General features: G+C 45.5%; 14 protein-coding genes, 1 tRNA gene and 1 pseudogene. 6 read left to right on the top strand and 10 right to left on the bottom strand.

Annotated features, from left to right (window positions below; all coding sequences use genetic code 11):
• Nucleotides 1-59: 59 nt before the first annotated feature.
• The 6 genes from MZO41_RS00670 to MZO41_RS00645 all read right to left on the bottom strand — a co-directional run bounded on the left by MZO41_RS00670 (nt 60) and on the right by MZO41_RS00645 (nt 8,663).
• On the bottom strand, nt 60-1,835 hold the full coding sequence (locus MZO41_RS00670; RefSeq protein WP_013355455.1) for an SLC13 family permease: 1,776 nt from the start codon (nt 1,833-1,835) through the stop codon (nt 60-62).
• Nucleotides 1,836-2,340: 505 nt separating this feature from the next.
• Nucleotides 2,341-4,080 (bottom strand): aryl-sulfate sulfotransferase, encoded by a 1,740-nt coding sequence (locus tag MZO41_RS00665; protein WP_013355454.1) that lies wholly within the window; start codon nt 4,078-4,080, stop codon nt 2,341-2,343.
• A gap of 220 nt (nt 4,081-4,300) precedes the next feature.
• On the bottom strand, nt 4,301-5,257 hold the full coding sequence (locus MZO41_RS00660) for a DHH family phosphoesterase (RefSeq protein ID WP_013355453.1): 957 nt from the start codon (nt 5,255-5,257) through the stop codon (nt 4,301-4,303).
• Nucleotides 5,247-5,870, bottom strand: a complete 624-nt coding sequence (gene cysC, locus MZO41_RS00655) for an adenylyl-sulfate kinase (protein WP_013355452.1) — start codon at nt 5,868-5,870, stop codon at nt 5,247-5,249. Before cysC ends, MZO41_RS00660 begins: the two co-directional genes overlap by 11 nt.
• Before the next feature lie 2 nt (nt 5,871-5,872).
• On the bottom strand, nt 5,873-7,048 hold the full coding sequence (gene sat, locus MZO41_RS00650; RefSeq protein WP_013355451.1) for a sulfate adenylyltransferase: 1,176 nt from the start codon (nt 7,046-7,048) through the stop codon (nt 5,873-5,875).
• Nucleotides 7,026-8,663 carry a sulfotransferase family protein gene (locus MZO41_RS00645; protein ID WP_013355450.1) on the bottom strand — a complete coding sequence of 546 codons (1,638 nt, stop codon included), beginning with the start codon at nt 8,661-8,663 and terminating at the stop codon, nt 7,026-7,028. Before MZO41_RS00645 ends, sat begins: the two co-directional genes overlap by 23 nt.
• 888 nt (nt 8,664-9,551) lie before the next feature.
• Between MZO41_RS00645 and metE the strand changes: the two genes are divergently transcribed.
• The 3 genes from metE to MZO41_RS00630 all read left to right on the top strand — a co-directional run bounded on the left by metE (nt 9,552) and on the right by MZO41_RS00630 (nt 14,160).
• Nucleotides 9,552-11,858, top strand: a complete 2,307-nt coding sequence (gene metE / locus MZO41_RS00640) for a 5-methyltetrahydropteroyltriglutamate--homocysteine S-methyltransferase (protein ID WP_013355448.1) — start codon at nt 9,552-9,554, stop codon at nt 11,856-11,858.
• Between the two features lie 13 nt (nt 11,859-11,871).
• Nucleotides 11,872-13,728: a bifunctional homocysteine S-methyltransferase/methylenetetrahydrofolate reductase gene (locus MZO41_RS00635; RefSeq protein ID WP_003643140.1), complete on the top strand. Its 1,857-nt coding sequence runs from the start codon at nt 11,872-11,874 to the stop codon at nt 13,726-13,728.
• A gap of 72 nt (nt 13,729-13,800) precedes the next feature.
• Nucleotides 13,801-14,160 carry a YisL family protein gene (locus tag MZO41_RS00630; protein WP_003645248.1) on the top strand — a complete coding sequence of 120 codons (360 nt, stop codon included), beginning with the start codon at nt 13,801-13,803 and terminating at the stop codon, nt 14,158-14,160.
• Between the two features lie 99 nt (nt 14,161-14,259).
• Here the strand turns inward: MZO41_RS00630 and MZO41_RS00625 are convergent, their stop codons facing one another.
• Nucleotides 14,260-14,781 (bottom strand): GtrA family protein, encoded by a 522-nt coding sequence (locus MZO41_RS00625; RefSeq protein ID WP_003643142.1) that lies wholly within the window; start codon nt 14,779-14,781, stop codon nt 14,260-14,262.
• Nucleotides 14,782-14,886: 105 nt separating this feature from the next.
• Between MZO41_RS00625 and MZO41_RS00620 the strand changes: the two genes are divergently transcribed.
• The 3 genes from MZO41_RS00620 (at nt 14,887) to MZO41_RS00610 (ending at nt 16,823) form a co-directional block, all read left to right on the top strand.
• Nucleotides 14,887-15,900 (top strand): hypothetical protein, encoded by a 1,014-nt coding sequence (locus tag MZO41_RS00620; protein WP_003643143.1) that lies wholly within the window; start codon nt 14,887-14,889, stop codon nt 15,898-15,900.
• A gap of 164 nt (nt 15,901-16,064) precedes the next feature.
• Complete coding sequence (locus MZO41_RS00615; RefSeq protein ID WP_003645249.1) at nt 16,065-16,490, top strand: hypothetical protein; 426 nt, start codon at nt 16,065-16,067, stop codon at nt 16,488-16,490.
• Nucleotides 16,491-16,739: 249 nt separating this feature from the next.
• Nucleotides 16,740-16,823 (top strand) — tRNA-Leu (locus MZO41_RS00610).
• A 712-nt stretch (nt 16,824-17,535) separates the two neighbouring features.
• Here MZO41_RS00610 and MZO41_RS00605 read toward each other — a convergent pair.
• From MZO41_RS00605 to MZO41_RS00595, 3 genes and pseudogenes are all read right to left on the bottom strand, one after another.
• Nucleotides 17,536-18,066 carry a phage holin gene (locus MZO41_RS00605; protein WP_016058344.1) on the bottom strand — a complete coding sequence of 177 codons (531 nt, stop codon included), beginning with the start codon at nt 18,064-18,066 and terminating at the stop codon, nt 17,536-17,538.
• Between the two features lie 12 nt (nt 18,067-18,078).
• Nucleotides 18,079-18,342 carry a hemolysin XhlA family protein gene (locus tag MZO41_RS00600; protein WP_003644510.1) on the bottom strand — a complete coding sequence of 88 codons (264 nt, stop codon included), beginning with the start codon at nt 18,340-18,342 and terminating at the stop codon, nt 18,079-18,081.
• An 8-nt stretch (nt 18,343-18,350) separates the two neighbouring features.
• Nucleotides 18,351-19,361, bottom strand: a pseudogene (locus tag MZO41_RS00595) (GH25 family lysozyme); the annotation flags it as partial.
• Nucleotides 19,362-19,371 lie beyond the last annotated feature (10 nt).

The following is a 19,371-nucleotide window of genomic DNA, read 5'->3' as shown; positions in this document are numbered from 1 at the left end:
CAACACAAAAAAACTTGTCAGCAGCCACTCACAAGTCTTTTAGATTCGATTAAGTCACATCACAGCACCATATAATAGTAATAGGACACAAACACACAAACGACCATACAAATCAAATTTAACGGAATTCCGACTTTAAAGTAGTCCGTGAACTTATAATGTCCAGGGCCGTAAACAATCAAGTTTGTTTGATACCCGATTGGCGTTGAAAAGTCCGCCGTCGCAGCAATCGTAATCAACATAACAAGCATCATCACGGGTAGATTTTCCAACTTCGCTGCGGAAACGACCACTGGAAACATCAGTGATAACGCCGCCGCATTGGACAAGATGGCCGTTAAGAAATTGGTCACGAAATAAATCAGGAACATATAGATGATTGGTGACGCATTCCCGGTAATTGCTACCAATGACTTCGCGATAAACTTATCAGCACCCACGTTCGACATCGCAAGCCCAAGTCCATAACTACTAGCCACTAAAAACAACACGTTCATATCGACAGCCTTCACAATATCGCTGATTGAAACGCATTTCGTCAAGAAAAGTACCACGCACGAGGCCGCCAGACCAACGAACAAATCAATCACGCCCATAGTCGACACGATGATCGTTGCAACCAATAAAACAATCGGTAAAACATCCTTATAAGTATGTTTCCGGGACTTCACTGGTTGTGAATTAAAGACGTGTAAGTCTTTGAGACTTGCCAGCTCGTCTGGTTCACCAGTGGTAATCATGACCAAGTTGTCCCCGCCTTTTAAGCGAATACTTCCGAGATGCCCTTCGAGGTTGACATCGTTGCGTCGAATTGCGACGACGACACTCCCAAAGACATTGCGAAAACGCGCTGATTTGACCGTTTGGTTCACCAAACTGGACGTTTCCGGAATGGAGACTTCGACGAGCCGAACCCGTTCATTGGTGATATCAGTCATATTGATTTTCTGAGTGCTTGGTATTAGACCTTTAATATTCATAAGATCATTAATACAATCAAAATTTCCAGTGAAGTAAAGACGGTCACCTAACTGTAGAATCGTCTCATCCGTCACCGGCACGATCGACTGACCACTCCGATTAATCGCCACTAAGAAAGAGCGCGGTAAATTACGAAGTTTGGCGGCGACCACCGTTTGATTGAGGTGTTCAAACTCATCGCCGATCGTCATTTCAATCAAGTAATCATTCGGTTCAGCAACAACATCGTCAACACTACTCCCATAATAGGTCGGTAACATGCGGTACCCGATCGTCAGTAAGTAAATCAACCCAATAATCGTGATGGGAACCCCGATGACGGCCAAGTCAAAGGTACCAAATTGTGCTAATTTGTACTTAGACAATAATCCTTGTGCCACTAGATTGGTCGAAGTCCCTAGAACGGTCAACAACCCACTCAGAATCGTGGCGTAGGATAGTGGGATCAAGAACTTTGAGATTGCCATCCCTTTCTGCTTCGTCCAACGCTGGACCATCGGTGTCAAAGTGGACACAATCGGGGTATTATTCATAAACGGTGAAATCACACTCACGCTCGCTAACAACCGTAATAAGGAACGCTTTTCGCTGTGACCATCGCCGAGAATCCGGTCAAATAAGCGGGTAATAATATTACTTTTGGCAATGGCATAGGCAATAATATACATCAGGGCAATTGTCGCTAACCCGTCGTTAGCAAAACCTGACAGTGCGTCCGTTGGCGACAAGATGCCGACAAACATCAAGAACGCTAAGGCACACAAGATTACGGCGTTCGGGGTCGTAACTTCCATGGCCATTAATATAAATGATACTAATAACGTGATTAAAACAATTGCAATATTTAAGGTCATCGTCATCGCTCCGCTTCAACTAATTTTCATCTTGCTGAGTCTTGCGCCACTGCTCATAATCAGCCTATATCCGTCGCGCCGTTCAACATAAGAACCATTGTAGACTTGGAATGTGAACATAAATGCGACACGGTATGAAATTATTCTAGCTTTGCGGATGATTTTGCGACCAAATTGTGACTTTTTCATTAACGTTCAGTCACAACTTTGAAAACGACCTTTTCGGGCCGACAACTGGTTTAAGAACGGACGCGCTTGAAGTCGTGTGGATGACGAAATATTGATTATCAAGCATTCAAAAGTGACGCCTAGCTAGTCAACCGGCAATCATTATCCGCAGTTATTGATCAACCGATATTATGACTAGTCCGCCATTGAGCCATATTTTCATACCGGGCTACTAACGACCATCGCGCCATCAGTATCTTGGTTAGCGCAACACGCAAATAGGCGCCCCCGACCAGATGAGCCATCTAGTCAGGGGCGCCCGTTTTACATTCAATTCTTATTCATTAATACCATACGTGTGCTTCGTCGGATACAACGAGAAGCGTTCGGCCCGGTAGACATAACCACCGCTTGGAAGACCCGTTAATTCAACGTTAAACACCTGTTGCTTGCTCTTCAAATCGTATTCAATAATATTAGCTGATTTACCATTATTCAACCAACCAAAATCAATTAGCCGATTCGAAGCACTCAAGTAACGATTAGAACCAATAATATTGGCAAAGTTCTTCTTACCTAATGACTTGCCGTAACTGCCAACTTGAGAAATCGTCTTCGTCTTTTCATTAATATGATATTCGACACCTTCTGAATATTTACCAGAAGAGTCCGCCAACGATTTCTTGGTCGTACCAACTGCCACGTTATTGTTGAAGATCATCACGTTGAGCGAGTTCTTCTTGCCCAAGGTGCTTGGATCAACGATGGCGGCATGTTGCCCACCCGGCCAAGCAATCTTACCACTAGCCTTCAGCAAGTACTTGCGGTACGATTTCGGCCAAGCTGAAGTCTTCTTACCAGACAAGATCCACTTGATCTTTTCAGTCTTGTAATCGATCTTCATCACTAAGTTCTGGTTGCGACTTGAAATAATCAAGCTCTTATCCGTCTTATCATAATAGACGGAGTTCTGATGGAACCAGTCCTTCTTACCCATATATTTACTGGACTTCGTCGCGTTGTACTTCGTATAGAACTTCGCAGGTAGGATATTCTTCATGTTGATGACCTTGGTGATCTTACCCGTCTTATGCGATATAACGATCATCGTGTCTTCGACATAGGTCCGGCCGCCATCGGAAACGGTCGCAATCAGATCACCGTTTGGCAATTCCGTTACGTCATGGTGGACCTGATTATGGTTCTGCTTCTTAGAACCCTTAGCCTTACCCCAGGCCTTATGATTAAATTTATAAGTCTTATAAACTTTACCCGTATAATCCATTTCAACTAACTCATCAAAATATGAATTCTTAGCATTCGATTTGGTCCAAATCAATAAATGCCCATTGTTAAGTTGTTTGAAAATGTGGGAAGTTGGCCGCGTTGTATACCACCGAATATTACCATCCGCATCCATCCCGAACGATAAGTTTTTAGACTGCTTGCTCCCAGAGATCGTCGTCCGAACCATAAATGTCAGCTTCGAATTACCAGTCCCTAAGACCATTTTTTGTTTGTTAGCCTTCTTAACGTTGATCTTAAAATCGGTCAACGCCAATGGTAACTTCGCCGTTTTCAGTCGGATCGTCTTGGTCGTCGACGTGCCATCCTTATAAGTCACCTTAATCTTGACCTGGTTATTCGTGTTGGCGTATAACCCCAGCACGGTCAAATCATGACTCGTTGTGTACTTATTGACCGTATTAGAAATTGAAGTCTTACTACTCTTGCCGACCACCGTATAACTGACCTTGGCCGCCTTGCTCGTCTGGAAAATCACCTTGGCGGATAACGGAGACACCCCGTATGGGTTAACCTTCGTGTACATGTTATTAACGGTATAATTCTTATTGGCGACCGCCTTCTTCAGCGTCGCCGTCTCACTCGACTGGGTCTTAATCTCAGTCTTGACTAGCCGCGTGTTGATGTCCTTCTTCGTTGCACTCGCCGAACGTACTTTACTAGTGGTCGTTGTCGTTGCAGTTGACTGATGATATTTGTAATACCCAAAACCACCGCCAATCGCGACAATCACAACGACAATTAGTGCAATCAACCAATTTCGCTTTTTCATTTACCTTTCACCGACCCTATCTCACTATTTTTTCTGACGCCAATCAATTCCTCACGACTGCTACTCCAACGACATACCCGTTTTGTCAGCCAGAATATTAGGCTCATACGCTGATACTGGCGGTCTAACCTTCCCGTGGCAACCCACGTGACCGACACAGAATGACTAACAATTGCCATGTCAAACCGAATCAGTGCAGTTTATATTAAATTTATTATACTCAATCTACGGCCGTCGCAGCCAATACTTGCGCCTGCATTTGCTCAATGACTTGTCCAACTGTCACTAGATCCGGGACAAATGCCCCACTTGCTAACGGATGACCGCCGCCATTGAACGCTTTTGCGACCGCATTGACATTGATTGCTTTCGACCGAAAATGTACGCGGTATTGCCCCTGTGGGGTTTCAATGAAGAACAACCAAACTTTGACCGTCGTCAGGTTACCGGGCAACGGGACAAGCGCATCCTCATCGCCATATTCCAGACTCAAGTCACTAAATATCCGTTGTGGTAAGACAACGTGTGCCAGACCACTTGGCTCAATAGTTTGTTCACTCAGGACGTACCCATACAACTTGCTGAGTGCTGGCGTTAAATCCATTTCGTGGTGACTAATAGTGGCAATATCAATGTCCGTTGCCGCGAGTGCACTAGCAATCTTCAGAGTTCGAGTGGACGTCTCAGGAGTTGAAAAGCGAACCGTATCGCCGATAATGCCGGCATATAGCTTGGTTGCAACGGCCGCCGTCACTGTAAAGCACCCCGCTTGCGCCAACTCATAAATCATCTCCGAGCAACTGCTATAAGTTTCATCGACCCAGTTCAGTTGCCCATAGGGATCGTGATTCGGGTGATGGTCGATTTTAATCACAAAGGCACCTGTTGGCAACTCCTCAGCTAGGCGCTCATGGTTAGCACAATCTACGGCAATGACTAAGTCCGTTGCTTGGGGGGTCACTAACTGCTCATCGGTTGTATCGATCCACGCCAAATGGCCCGGAACTGGGGCCATCGCCACAACGAGTTTCTCCGGGTAAGCCGCTTTGAGCAAGGCGACTAGTCCAAATTGTGCCCCGATTGCATCGGGATCCGGATTCGTATGACGATAGACCAAGATTCGGTCCATTTTCACAATCGATTTTGTGATGGCAGTAATGATTGCACTAGTTTTCATTTGCAGTAGCCAAACTGACGTAATGATGTTCCGCCAAGTAATTCAATACTTGTTGGACGGAAGCGGTCAGTGGTTGTTTGGACGTGTCAATCGTAATCTCAGGATCGATAGGTGCTTCGTATGGTGCATCGATGCCTGTAAAGCCCGTGATTTCACCACGACGCGCCTTCGCGTACAATTGTTTCACATCTCGTTGTTCGCAAACTTCAAGCGGCGTGTCGACGAACACTTCAATAAACTCATCGACCTCAAGGTTCGCCCGCACTTTATCACGGTCGGCCCGATATGGTGAAATGAAAGCTGTCAACGTAATCACGCCAGCATCGACAAATAGTTTGGCAACTTCGCCGATTCGGCGAATATTTTCTTCACGGTCTTCAGCTGAGAAGCCTAAATTCTTATTCAAGCCAAAGCGCATATTATCGCCGTCTAAAACGTAACTACCAACTTGTTGGTCAAATAATGCTTTTTCAACGGCATTCGCAATCGTCGACTTACCGGAACCGGACAGGCCAGTAAACCATAAAACCACACTCTTATGATGGTTCAGCGCTTGCCGTTCGGCCTTGCTAACTTGCGATTGATGCCAAGTAATATTATCTGATTTTACCATGCTTAGACCTCCTGTTGCTGTTCACGTTTACGCTTCAACCCATCAATGAGAACCCGGGCAACTTCGGGACGTGAAACTTCCTTTGGTGGTACAACACCATCAGCCAGCATCTTACGCACCTTCGTCCCGCTTAATGAGATGTGATCTTCGGCACCGTGTGGACAAGTCTTCTGCGTTGCCATTGAACCACACTTTTTGCAGTAGAAGGAATTATCGAATTTGAAGAAGTGCATGCCCATCTCATCTTCGACCGAAGTGATTAATTCTTGGGCTTCATAGGTTCCGTAATAGTCACCCACACCAGCATGGTCACGACCGACGATAAAGTCAGTACAACCATAGTTTTTACGAACGATTGCGTGTAGGATGGCTTCCTTAGGACCAGCATACCGCATCGCGGCTGGATAAATGACCAACCGAACACGGTCTTCTGGATAGTAATACTTCAGAATCGTCTTATAACTTTCCATCCGAACATCTGCTGGAATATCATCCGCCTTGGTCTCACCAACCAATGGATTTAAGAATAACCCATCGACGTTTTCCAAAGCTAATTTTTGAATATATTCATGCGCCCGATGAATTGGATTCCGTGTCTGGAACCCAACGATCCGCTTCCAGCCGAGGTCATGGAACATCTTCCGAGTTTCTAATGGTTCCATATAATAATCACTAAAAGCACCATGATCTGGCTTATGCAACAATTTAATTGCGCCACCCAAGTAGACGTCACCATTGGCATACAAGCGTTTAACACCTGGATGGGCTTCGTCGGTGGTCTTGTAGACGTTTTGGGCTTCCAATTGCTTGTCTGGAACAAACTTATCTTCAACTTGCATCGTGCCATAAATGACGCCGTCAGCGCCCTTCAAAGCAATCTTAGTATTCAATTCAATCTTATCAGCATCCGCTTGGGACACACCCAGCGTAATTGGTACACTCCAGATAACGCCACTCTTCAAGTGCATCGTGTTGACCACTGAATGGTAATCATCACTGATCATGAAGCCAGTCAGGGGGCTAAAACCACCAATCCCAATTAATTCCAAGTCGGAGATATTCCAATTATTGATGGTTAAACTTGGCAGCTGCTCAGCAGCCTGACGCGCTGCTTCACTAAAATCTTCTAAATTAACTAACTTACCACCATGAGCTTTAATTCCGTACACTGTTTGCATATTGATCACCTTTCACGTTTAAAATTTCATCATAATTAAGACTTACAAAATGGTTCAATGCGGCTTGCTGTTGTTCATCCTGACTCGCACGTCGACACAACACTGTTAAAGTTGCCGCCACCTCATCCATGTCTAGCGGGGTCCGCAGCTTGAACGTTTCGTCCGGTTGTTCATCTCGTAATGGTGCTGCCTTAGTCGGTTCAGCAGCAATAAAAGCCGTCACCGCACTTTGCGACGCAGGGGTTCCCAGTTCGTCAGCCATCAGGACCAAGTATGGTGGCTGTTCAACCGCGTGCAACGTCCGTACTAAATGTTGAATCGCTAATCGGCGCTCACGTTCATCAATGATGGCTGTTAAGTCATCTGCAATCACCACGTTGTGCGTATCCGCACCTAACTCGGCACTGACCGTCGTTAACATTTCAACGATTTCATTGTTTTTAGCATCCCCAATCCCCCATAACGTCTCGCGTTTCGCGTTTTTACGGAGATAATTATTCAGGGCTTCCTTTTGCTCGACCACTAAATAGTCCAAGGGGTACGTCTGAATGGCAATCGTATTATTATTCAACCGTTCGCTCAAATCTTCAGCAACCTCATGACTGTCAGCTTCTGTGCCGACCATCTTGACTTGACCATTTCGTAAAGTCGTGTTGACCTGATCAACTTGGGCCTGATCTTCGCCGAATACAAAGAACGTTTTACTATTGATCTTGACGTTAAAGTCCCGATATAAAGCGCCATACTTGGCTAAATACTCGTCAGTCATCTCGTCGATGCGCTGTTGAAATTCAGCCGAGGCAAAGTAATCCGGGTCAGCCGCAGCTTGACGGCCTAGTAAGTAAAGTGCCTTAACATCGGGTTCCACGTCCGTTCGAGCTTCAAAATCAGCTAAATTTTCACCGCTATCACTCTTTTGGAGTGCTGGATCGATGAAGTCATCGATTTGCGCTTGGAGGGCCGCCTCGTCGCTCGTCCACGGTAAGTTAAATTGGGTCGCGATTCGTTTCAACGTCGTCAACGTCTGACCAAACAAATCTTCGTACGTGACTAAAATGCGGTGCTCACGGTCGGTATCACGTAATGAAAGCAACGTCCGGACTTGCCACTGACGCATTGCGAGCGTGGTATCGCGGTGCCAGGCGCGCTCATTCGAATTGACCACGTCCATCGGATTACGTAGCAAGACGATTTCAGCCGGCTGAACCTCAACGTCAGCCAAAACACGTTGCCACAATTCGATATAATCATTCATCCGTGGGTCTTTTATCGCCAGATACTGTTCATTCTCAAAAAAATTTCGTAGATACGTGGTTAACGCCGCCCGGTCCTTTTTAATCTTCGGGCTATCATAGTAACCCTTGAAGGCTGGCCGGTACCGGATGCGACTTCCAAGTGACTTGTGAATATTGATGACATCTTTATTTTCAAAATAGCCTTTCGGATTGATCCGCTTACTAGGTGCCAACAGGTTATCAGTCCCGAGAGAAATGCCCATCAAATTAACACACTTAGTCATTACCGATGTTCCGGAACGGCCACTCCCAAGAATTAATACGGCCTGCTTCGTTTGTTGACGGTGATTAAACAATCGTTGCCATAAGCTTTGACTCATTCTTCATCATCCTAATCATTATTATTTATTTGATCTTTGGTACTTCGCTAGTGGGCTCACCAAATATACTAGCAAGTTAATTGTGAAAATAAGTACCCTTAACTCGAAAAAAATATGATGATTTCATGAAATTTAGTGCTTTTAGCAAGTACGCACCCGGTAATCTGCTGGGTGTAGATTAGGACATTCCCCCACAGTTTCGAAGAAATATTCAAATTTTAGGACTATTAAAATCCCTTTATACCAGTGCATTGATTACCAAAGCACCTGATTTCACTCAATATCGTCAGCACCCTTAACCAACTTAATCCTTAATTGAATGCTTAGCGCAACGCCCCTGTTATGAAGACCTAAAATGTCAACCCAACCATGTGGGAGCTGCGTTTCAACCCTATTCACCAGCTCAAGTGGTCGAAATCCGACAACGGTTGCTGGCAAAGACTAGTGGCTGTTCACACTACGTTTCCTACTTGCCTGGCTCCAAATAGCGTGTGCGTCACATTACGCTTTGAATATGTCCAAAAGATTAAAAAATAATTTGACTAAATTAGAAATTGGTGGTATTTTCTAATCAATCATAAAACATGTAAACGTCCTGAAGAGGAAAGTAATCATCGCTACCCGTGCAGTGAGTTTGGAATAGTGCAAACCAAACCGGAAGACGATTGATGAAAAATGGCCTCCAAACGGCACCACTGAGCTTTTGCCAGGTGATGACAGTTAGCTACTGTTAATAAGCTTCCGTATGAAACGTACGGATTGAGGCCAATATCGTGAGGTGTTGACAAATTAAGGTGGTACCGCGAACGGCAACTTCGTCCTTTAATCAGGATGAGGTTGCCGTTTTTTCGTTTAAAATAATTTGCTAAATATAAGGAGTGGGTTTTAATGACAATTATTAATAGTAACTTGGGGTATCCACGTTTAGGTGAACATCGTGAATGGAAGCACTTATTGGAACACTTTTGGAAAGGACAATTAGACAACGTGACCTTTCACGCCACTGCTAAAAAATTACGCCTAGCTAACTTGAAAAAGCAACGCGACTTGGGAGTGGACTATATTCCGGTCGCAGACAATTCGGATTACGATCACGTTTTAGATACACTAGTCGCATTCAACGCGATTCCAAGTCGCTTTGGTCACTTCGATCACCAGTTGGACTTGCCCGACTACTATGCAATTGCCCGTGGAACTGATACCGCCGTGGCGGCCGAAATGACAAAGTGGTTCAATATCAACTATCACTACATTGTTCCTGAATTCGATGACGTGTCCTTTAAGTTATTAGATAATCGCTGGCTACGCTACTACCAAGAAGCTAAGCAAGAACTAGGCATTGATGGTAAACCAGTCATTCTGGGTCCCATCTCTTTCCTTAAACTGGGTAAACGTCACGGACAGTACTTGGATGACGCCGCCGTCAACGAACTATTACCGCAGTTATTACCGCTTTACCAACAAGTGTTTGAAGAATTAGCGACAGCTGGCGCAAAATGGATTCAATTGGATGAACCGACCCTAGTCAAAACAACGACGGTTGCGGAACTCGCACCTTATCAAACTGCACTTGAACATTTGCATGCGGCTGTCCCATCCTTAAAAATCGAACTCCAAACTTATTTTGACAGCCTTGATCAGTACGACCAAATCGTGACCTGGCCAATCCAAGCACTTGGACTGGACCTAGTACACGACCATGGTGAAAACCTGGCGCACTTGGTCGACCACGGCTTCCCAACCGACAAAATTCTCGCAGCTGGCATTATTGATGGACATAACGTCTGGGCTAGTGATCTACAAGTAAAACTTGCATTAATTCAGCAGTTACGGCAAATCGTGACCGATGATCAGTTATGGCTCCAACCCGCCAACTCATTATTACACGTTCCCATTACCACCAAAAATGAAACCAAGGCTGACCCCGTCTTACTGGGCGGCCTGGCCTTTGCGGACCAGAAATTGGCAGAACTGCATACCTTAACCGTGGCAGCCAATCAGGGGGTTGCCGCTGTTCAAGCAGTGTTCGACCATAATCAGGCCAACTTGACTGCCCTCAACCAGTCCAGTCACCGCAACAACCAGTCGGTTCGCGCCGCTGAAGCGCAACTGAGTAATCAAAAATTCGAACGCCAGGCACCATTTTCGACCCGGATTAAGTTACAACACGACCGGTTACACCTACCCCTCCTGCCAACAACAACGATTGGGAGCTTTCCGCAAAGTGCGCAAGTCCGAGCAAAACGAGCAGCATGGCGCAAGGGTAATTTAACCGATGCCGATTACCAGGCATTCCTGCATGCTGAAACCAAACGGTGGATCAAGCTACAAGAAGACCTCGGCCTCGACGTCCTAGTTCACGGTGAATTTGAACGCACTGACATGGTCGAATACTTTGGTCAAAAACTGACTGGCTTCTATGCGACCCAAAATGGTTGGGTCCAATCATACGGTTCACGAGGCGTCCGGCCACCCGTTATCTTTGGGGATGTCGCCTACACGGAACCAATCACCGTTGCTGAGTCCGTTTACGCGCAAAGTCTAACCGACCAGCCGGTTAAAGGCATGTTGACAGCACCACTGACCATTATCAACTGGAGTTTTGTTCGCGACGATATCCCTAGGGCGCAGGTTCAAAATCAGATTGCTTTGGCCCTCCGGCAAGAAGTTCAAAACTTGGAAAAAGCTGGTATTAAGATTATTCAAGTTGATGAACCAGCACTTAGGGAAGGTTTACCACTCAAGCAGCGCCATTGGCAAGCCTATTTGGATGAAGCAGTGTACTCATTTAAGATCACCACGACCGGCGTGCAAAACGACACTCAGATTCATACCCATATGTGCTACTCTAACTTTGCCGATATCATCGATACCATCAAAGCCCTTGACGCAGATGTCATTTCGATTGAAACGTCCCGTAGCCATGGGGAGATTATCAGTGCTTTTGAACAAACCGGGTACGATCAAGAAATCGGTCTGGGAGTCTATGACATTCACAGTCCACGCGTACCGAGTGTTGCGGAAATTGAAGCCAACATCCAACGCGCATTACGCGTTATCGACGCCCGGCAATTCTGGATCAATCCTGACTGTGGTCTCAAAACCCGGCAAGAATCAGAAACCCTAGCAGCCTTAAAGAACATGATTGCTGCGCGCAACGCGATCCAGGCCCAACTGACCACTAGCATCCACTAAGGAGGTGGCTTGAATGAAGTTTAAACAAGCACTCCAGCAACGGGTCCTCGTTGCCGATGGCGCAATGGGCACCCTTTTATATGGTAATTATGGCATCAATTCGGCTTTTGAAAACCTGAATTTGACGCATCCCGACACGATTTTACGCGTTCACCGATCGTACATTCGGGCTGGTGCCGATATTATTCAAACCAACACCTACGCTGCGAACCGCCTAAAGTTGACCCGGTATGATTTACAAGACCAAGTCACCACCATCAATCAGGCCGCTGTGAAAATTGCAGCGACCGCACGGGAACACGTGGATCACCCCGTTTACATTCTGGGAACGATCGGTGGACTAGCCGGCGATACCGATGCAACTGTTCAACGGGCGACCCCAGCAACGATTGCTGCCAACGTGACTGAACAACTTACCGCCCTTCTAGCCACCAACCAGTTAGATGGCATCTTGCTCGAAACATATTATGATTTGCCAGAACTACTCGCCGCGTTAAAAATCGTGAAGGCCCATACTGACTTGCCCGTCATCACGAATGTTTCAATGTTAGCCCCCGGCGTCTTACGAAACGGTACGAGCTTCACTGATGCCATCGTCCAACTCAACGCTGCCGGCGCCGACGTAATCGGCACGAACTGTCGCCTGGGACCTTACTATTTAGCTCAGTCATTTGAAAACTTGGCGATTCCAGCTAACGTCAAACTAGCCGTTTACCCAAACGCTGGCTTGCCTGGCACTGATCAGGACGGTGCGGTGGTCTACGATGGTGAACCAAGCTATTTCGAAGAATATGCCGAACGCTTTCGTCAGCTCGGTCTGAACATTATTGGTGGTTGTTGTGGGACCACACCTTTGCATACCAGCGCAAGCGTCCGCGGTCTAAGTAATCGCAGCATCGTTGCTCATGACCAGCCGGCTACAAAACCACAGCCACCAACGCTCGTCACGACAAAGAGTCAGCACCGGTTTCTGCAAAAAGTTGCGACCCAAAAAACGGCGTTAGTCGAACTCGATCCACCCCGCGATTTTGATACGACTAAATTTTTCCGGGGTGCTGAACGATTAAAAGCCGCTGGTGTCGATGGCATTACACTGTCTGACAATTCGTTAGCAACGGTCCGGATTGCTAATACGACGATTGCGGCGCAGCTCAAGTTGAACTACGGCATCACGCCGATCGTGCACTTGACGACCCGCGACCACAATCTAATCGGCTTACAATCAGAGATCATGGGTCTACACAGCCTGGGTATTGAGGACATCTTAGCTATCACTGGCGATCCGGCCAAACTCGGTGATTTTCCGGGAGCCACTTCGGTCAGCGATGTGCGCTCCGTTGAACTGATGAAGTTGATCAAGCAATTCAATAGCGGCATCGGACCAACGGGTAAGTCGCTTAAAGAAGCCAGTGACTTTCGGGTCGCAGGCGCCTTTAATCCTAACGCTTATCGCACTTCCATATCGACCAAGTCAATCAGTCGGAAGTTAAGTTATGGTTGTGACTACATTATCACCCAACCCGTGTATGATCTTGCAAATGTTGACGCTTTGGCGGATGCTCTAGCGGCTAATCACGTGAACGTGCCAGTGTTCATTGGTGTTATGCCACTCGTCTCACGGCGTAATGCTGAATTCCTACACCATGAAGTCCATGGCATTCGGATTCCAGAACCTATCTTGACACGCATGGCAGAAGCCGAACAAACCGGAAACGAACGGGCAGTGGGCATTGCCATTGCAAAGGAATTGATTGATGGTATCTGTGCGCGCTTCAACGGCGTTCACATCGTCACACCGTTCAACCGCTTTAAAACGGTCATTGAATTAGTCGATTACATCCAACAGAAAAACTTAATTAAAGTACAATAAAAGAAACCGCCGCCAACACCTACTTTCATGCTAAAATTAGACATGAATTGTAAATGTGGAGGCGGTTTTGTCATGTACTTATTAGGGCACATTATTGGTTGGCTATGGCTCATGCTGACGGTTGCGATTGGTCTCAGTCGTCACTCAGTCAAATCAGCCAATCGCTTTTTGATTCTTAGTCGCATCGGGTACCTGCTAATTATCATCACTGGGGTGGCCTTGGCAATCAGAACCTTATCAGGCAACTGGTGGTTGACCTTGCTAAAAGTGATACTCGGTCTTGGCACGATTGGCCTCATTGAAGTGGCCTTTGCCCGCAAGCAGGAAAGTCATTTGAACTCTGGACTTGTCACCCTACTCGTCTGCGGCACCTTACTAACGATTATTTGTGGCATCGGCTTGCACTGGCAATTGACGGGAAACTTGATTTAAACCATCAATGTCGTTGAAATTACTGCCTAACGATCCAAAGTGATGCTATCAAAAAAAACAAGTCGTCCGTTAGGGGACGACTTGCTTGCCTGATGCCAATTAATTGTTACGATCACTCAATCGTTTCATGATTTGCTGGCGCATTCGCATTTTCTGGTTGCTTTCCATAAAAATCAGCCGCGACGTTCCATAGTTAAAGAGTCCCACGAGAACCTGGTCGATGATTTTAACAAGTAGGGGTGCCCAGAACAACAACGAAATGCCGACGAACATGAGGAAAGTATCGAAAAAATATGATAAGCCTCGTGTCAACATGAAACTAATGAACTCGCGACACCAGTGCCAAAAGTCTTGCGATTTGGACTGAAAGACCACCGCTTTGTTGGTAAAAAAACTAAACAAAGTTGCTAGCACCCATGCGATTGTGTTGGAAAATAAATAGTGTTCCGCCAAGACTGAGTGTAGCACCCAGAATACCAAGACGTTCACCAGCGCGGCCATAAAGCCAAACAGTGCGTATTTCCAAAAATATTGATATTGATGGTAGATTTTAATCAACCACTGCACGCCGTTCGCCACCGTTTCTTCTAGCTCAAAAATATTATACAATAGCAATATCATACCTTGTTATCGGCCCCCTGACAAGCTCAGCCGTTAAATTGGCGCTTAGTGGGCTGGTCGCTTATACTTAAACTAATCTGCAATTCTTTTTGGAGTGAATTATTTATGAGAACTTATTTATTTATTGCCGGGCTGATCTTAGCCTGTCTAATTTTAATCATTATCTTAATTGCGGTGTTAGTCCATCTCCACCATGTCAATCAGGCGGCGGATAAACAGGCCGCGTTGCTTAAATCAATTCGGCAGCGCCTCGTTCATCAAACTTTGACCAATCAGGAGCAAGACCGTCAAATTACCAAGTTGCAGACTCAAAATAACGGTTTTCGGAATCGCTTGAATCAAGCCGTTCCCCATCCGGTGGCGGTTCCTCAGACTCGCCGGATCAACGCTAATTCGCGTGCAATTTTCCGCTCATACGTCATTGGTTTAGATTACTACCAAAAAGAATTTGAAGCCGCGCTGGCCGATGCGAGTGCCCGAGGTTACTTTAAACCTTATGGTGGCTATAATGATTCTGGTCTGAAAGCAGATTATCTCTATGCCAAGAAGTACCGTGTCGACGCTAACGCTAACATCGGTGAAATTCAGTTAGTTGAAGAAGTTGATGGTGCTGAGCGATCCGTACGGGTTGAACTAAAAGTTGCGGAGCATGGCTATACCATCGGCTATCTGCCGAAAAAGCAGGTCGACGAAGCCTTCAACGTGATCGACATTTACGCTAACTCGGTCATGACCCTCTCCTCCAAAACTAATTTAACTGGTGGTGAATGGAAGATGGCGATCGATGCTGTCGATGAAATGCAGTACCTGAATGATCCCAACGCTCAAAATCGGGCCCTTCCCGATTACGGTGCCATTGACACCCCCTTAAAAATCAAGACCGGTAAAAAGTCCTACTTTCTCCAATTCACCTTATATGAAATGGAAATCAGCAATGATGAGATTCCATTGTATAGTTTAGTCGACACAGTCGACGGTCAACGTGGCTCGATTGTTGAAGTCGATGCTGGTCCGATCTCATATGTGATCGACGTCCAAGCTGGGCCACAGACTGGGTCCAAGATTACGGTCATTCCTGAACAAATTGACCGCGTCATTTGGGTCCCTAACTGGAAATAGGTCAATCACCGTTATCAAGTGAGGTTATTTTAATGAAAAAATTAATCTTAGTGATCCTGTTACTTCTGTCAATCGGTGTGATGACCATCGTTGATTCGAACATCATCCGACAAGCCCCTTATCCGAGCTTGTCCCAAGAACAAACGAAATAAGGAGGTCCGAACGTGACCCGGGCAATTTTAATCAGTTTCTGCGCCCTATTCCTTTTAGCAGGCTGCACTTCCCAAGCTGAGCCAAGTATTTCCACTAAGCAAGCGAACTCAGTTGCAGCCGCTAACCGCGCGGAGCAAACTAGTCGTGCCAATGCAGCGGCTGATGCTAGTGCTAAGAAGCAATCTGGTGACCATTATCAAGCTGCTGACGACCATATCACTAGCGCAACTAGTGCAGTGGCCGCCGTCGGGCAAGTGCTCAACGATCCCAAGCAACAAACCTTTGGTGTCGTACCAACTGCCAATCAAGATGCACACGGCCACCACTATTATCAGGTCGATGCTTATCAGAAAACGGCTAATGGCGGCCGGGGGCATTATCTGAATAGTTACTTTGTTTATTTAGATGGTAGTATCACGACCAAACAAGCAAATTAATAAACAGACAAGTTGTCATCCATTCAAGCAGTGTCGTTGAACCTGCTGGGATGGGTGACTTTTTGGATGCATTTTTTGCCGGTAGTAATTTCAGTATTTCGGCGTACAGTTATTCCATGCTAATTAAGGCCAGCCCCAGTAACTAAGCAACCAATTTGCAATTACAATTAATATCAACTGCATAAATATAGAAAAAGGTTTATTTTTTTGTTACTTTTCGCTATAATGGATATTGTTGTTAAAGCAACTGCCCCAGTGGCGGAACTGGCAGACGCGCAGCGTTCAGGTCGCTGTATTGGAAACAATGTACAGGTTCGAATCCTGCCTGGGGCATAATTTGGTAAACTAGATGAAGTTTGAATCCTGTTAAACGTTGATTTAACGGCATTCAAGCTTTTTTCATTTGTACTAAAAAACACTACTAATTTCAAAAATTTGTCTTTATTTGTCTTTAAGACATAAATGTATACTTCTGAATATTAGTTATTAAAAAAATCCCCCCACACCGAAGCGCAGGGGAATTAATCAAGTTATAACTATCATCTAGAGACAGATATTATTATACTTATTGCTTACTACTCTGTAAACCCTAGTAGTTGTCTCATTAGCTATATTGACAACTAATTATGCTAAAACTAAAATCGCACTAACCAAATACACGGGTAAGTAATATAAAAAAATCTTCCACCCATCAAAGCAGAAGATTATCCTCATCACCTCTGGCATCATTAGCTGACAATCTTGGAGGAATTCGAAAGCCATGATACTAATAACAGGACAAAGGACATAATAACGCTTGTCAGTTTATATTACAATACCGAAAGTAGTCTATACAAACATATTAATAACTCCTTGTGATATTTATCCACTTTGAGGTATAATCATTATTGTTCCCTTCTTAATTCCTAGGGAGCAGAACACCCATTTTATTTATTTAAACCTTGAACCAGCCTTGGCTGGTTCTTTTTGTATGTTTCTGTTAATAAAAGGATCCCCCACACCGAAGCATGGGGGACTAGAACAGTTCACGATTATTATACTACTTTTAGCTTGCTTGTGAGGCGGATTCTGACGTTGTTTCGGCATTTGGTTGCGCATTGGTATCCAAATTAGCCGCTAGCGATGACGCTAAAGTGGCTGCTGAACTAGCCGTGGCCGTGTCACCAACTGCCGCCGCACTAGCTGCTTGACTGTAAGCCGCCACTACTGCCTGTGATGCTTGGGCTTCGGCTTGACTAGCCGCCGCTGAGTTAGCTGCTTCAATCTTAGCTTGAGCTTCCGCCAAAGCTTCCACGACCGTTTGTTCCGTATAAGCTAACGTGCTCGACTTGGTCTTGATCGTGTTGCCGGTATCTTCCAAAATAGAATTATCCGTAATTACCCCGACAAAGGCTAGGATTGCCCCCACGGCGGTAATCACTAATACAACTGCATTAGCGTCAATCTTGACACCAAAGAAGACCGTTGCGACAGCTAAGCCAATAATCAACACGGACCCGATAATCTGGGCCCAATAAGCAGGCTTCTTGTAGTTAGCTTTGAGTGTTGCCTGAATTACATTTAAAAATTTTGTCATTGTTTTTCCCTCCTAAAGGAACTTTTCTGCGATGTAAATAACTAACGTGACGAGCACGCCACTAACCAAGACCCCGATCAACCAATTTTGAATAGTTGTAACGCGGTCGATTTGATGACTAGCTTCAATGGACTTGGCCAGTGCCTTGTCCGCTTTGTCGCCAATATCGTCAACTTGATTCAATTTTTCTTCGATGTTCTCAACTTTCGTTTTGGTGGCGGCCACATCCTTTTGAATATCCATTAATAACTTAGTTGTATCGTCGTATTGTGCCATTAGTAGACCACCCGTTTCCCATAGTCATGCCCATTGGTGACACCTAGCTTGATAAAGCCATACAGACCATTTGAACGGGTATAGCGTGCCCATACATAGTCGTGTTCAATAATAACCGCGTTGTAAGTTACACTCTCACCCTTGTAATAGGTGGCTATTTGACTCACCTTGTCACTATCCGTGTAACGAACAGCTAGTGTCCGACTAGGATAGAACACCCCTCGCTGGTTGTATTTAACGACCTTAAAGGTGGCCTTCTTAGCTGCCTGAGCCTGTTTAACATTGGCCTGTGCTTTAGCCTTGCTAGCAGTCGTGTAACCCGATTTAGTAATGCCCGTTAAATCGACATTGCCATCTAATCCGCCTGCTTTATACATACTAGTGAATTGGAAAATAGCCACGCCATCCATGCTAGGGAACCAGTTATAATCAGGGGTAGTTCTAACCAGATAGTCTGGATACTCAGATACCCATAAACAACTACCGTATGCTTTTAAAATCAAGCTAACATTAACATGGTCGCTTAGATAGGCCTTGCCGGAATACAACATAGGGGTATAACCAGCCGCTTTAATGAGGGCCATTTGAGCTAGAATGACATTAGTGTTAGCTGTCACGCTATTAGAAGCCCCATCCTCATAATCCAACGCGACGATACTACCCTTGGGCGTCTTAACGCGTGGTAAGTAATAGGCCATCATAGCCTTGGCATTGGTCATATTGCCACCAACACCGTCCCATAAGTAGGTGTGGACTCGTTTACCAGCCTTCATAGCGGACTTAACTTGGCTATTGTAAGTGGTCTGAGAGATATTAGTACCGCCATAAAAGCCACCCGCCTGTGATAGCACGAACTTATCAGTACTATAGCCGAATGTCCCACTATTACCGTTATATTTAGACCAGTCGATCCCTTGGTCACGACTAGTTGAAGCCTGACTGTTTAAATTGACCATTAAAAAGGCCATAAAAATGGCGCCCACCGTTAAGATGAGTGCCTTTAACTTGTGCTTATTCAATTGTCTACCT

Source organism: Lactiplantibacillus sp. C232 (genome assembly GCF_023806725.1).
GTDB classification, from domain to species: domain Bacteria; phylum Bacillota; class Bacilli; order Lactobacillales; family Lactobacillaceae; genus Lactiplantibacillus; species Lactiplantibacillus plantarum.
The sequence above is the reverse complement of the archived record's forward strand: the minus strand, read 5'-3'. Positions and strand labels throughout refer to the sequence as shown.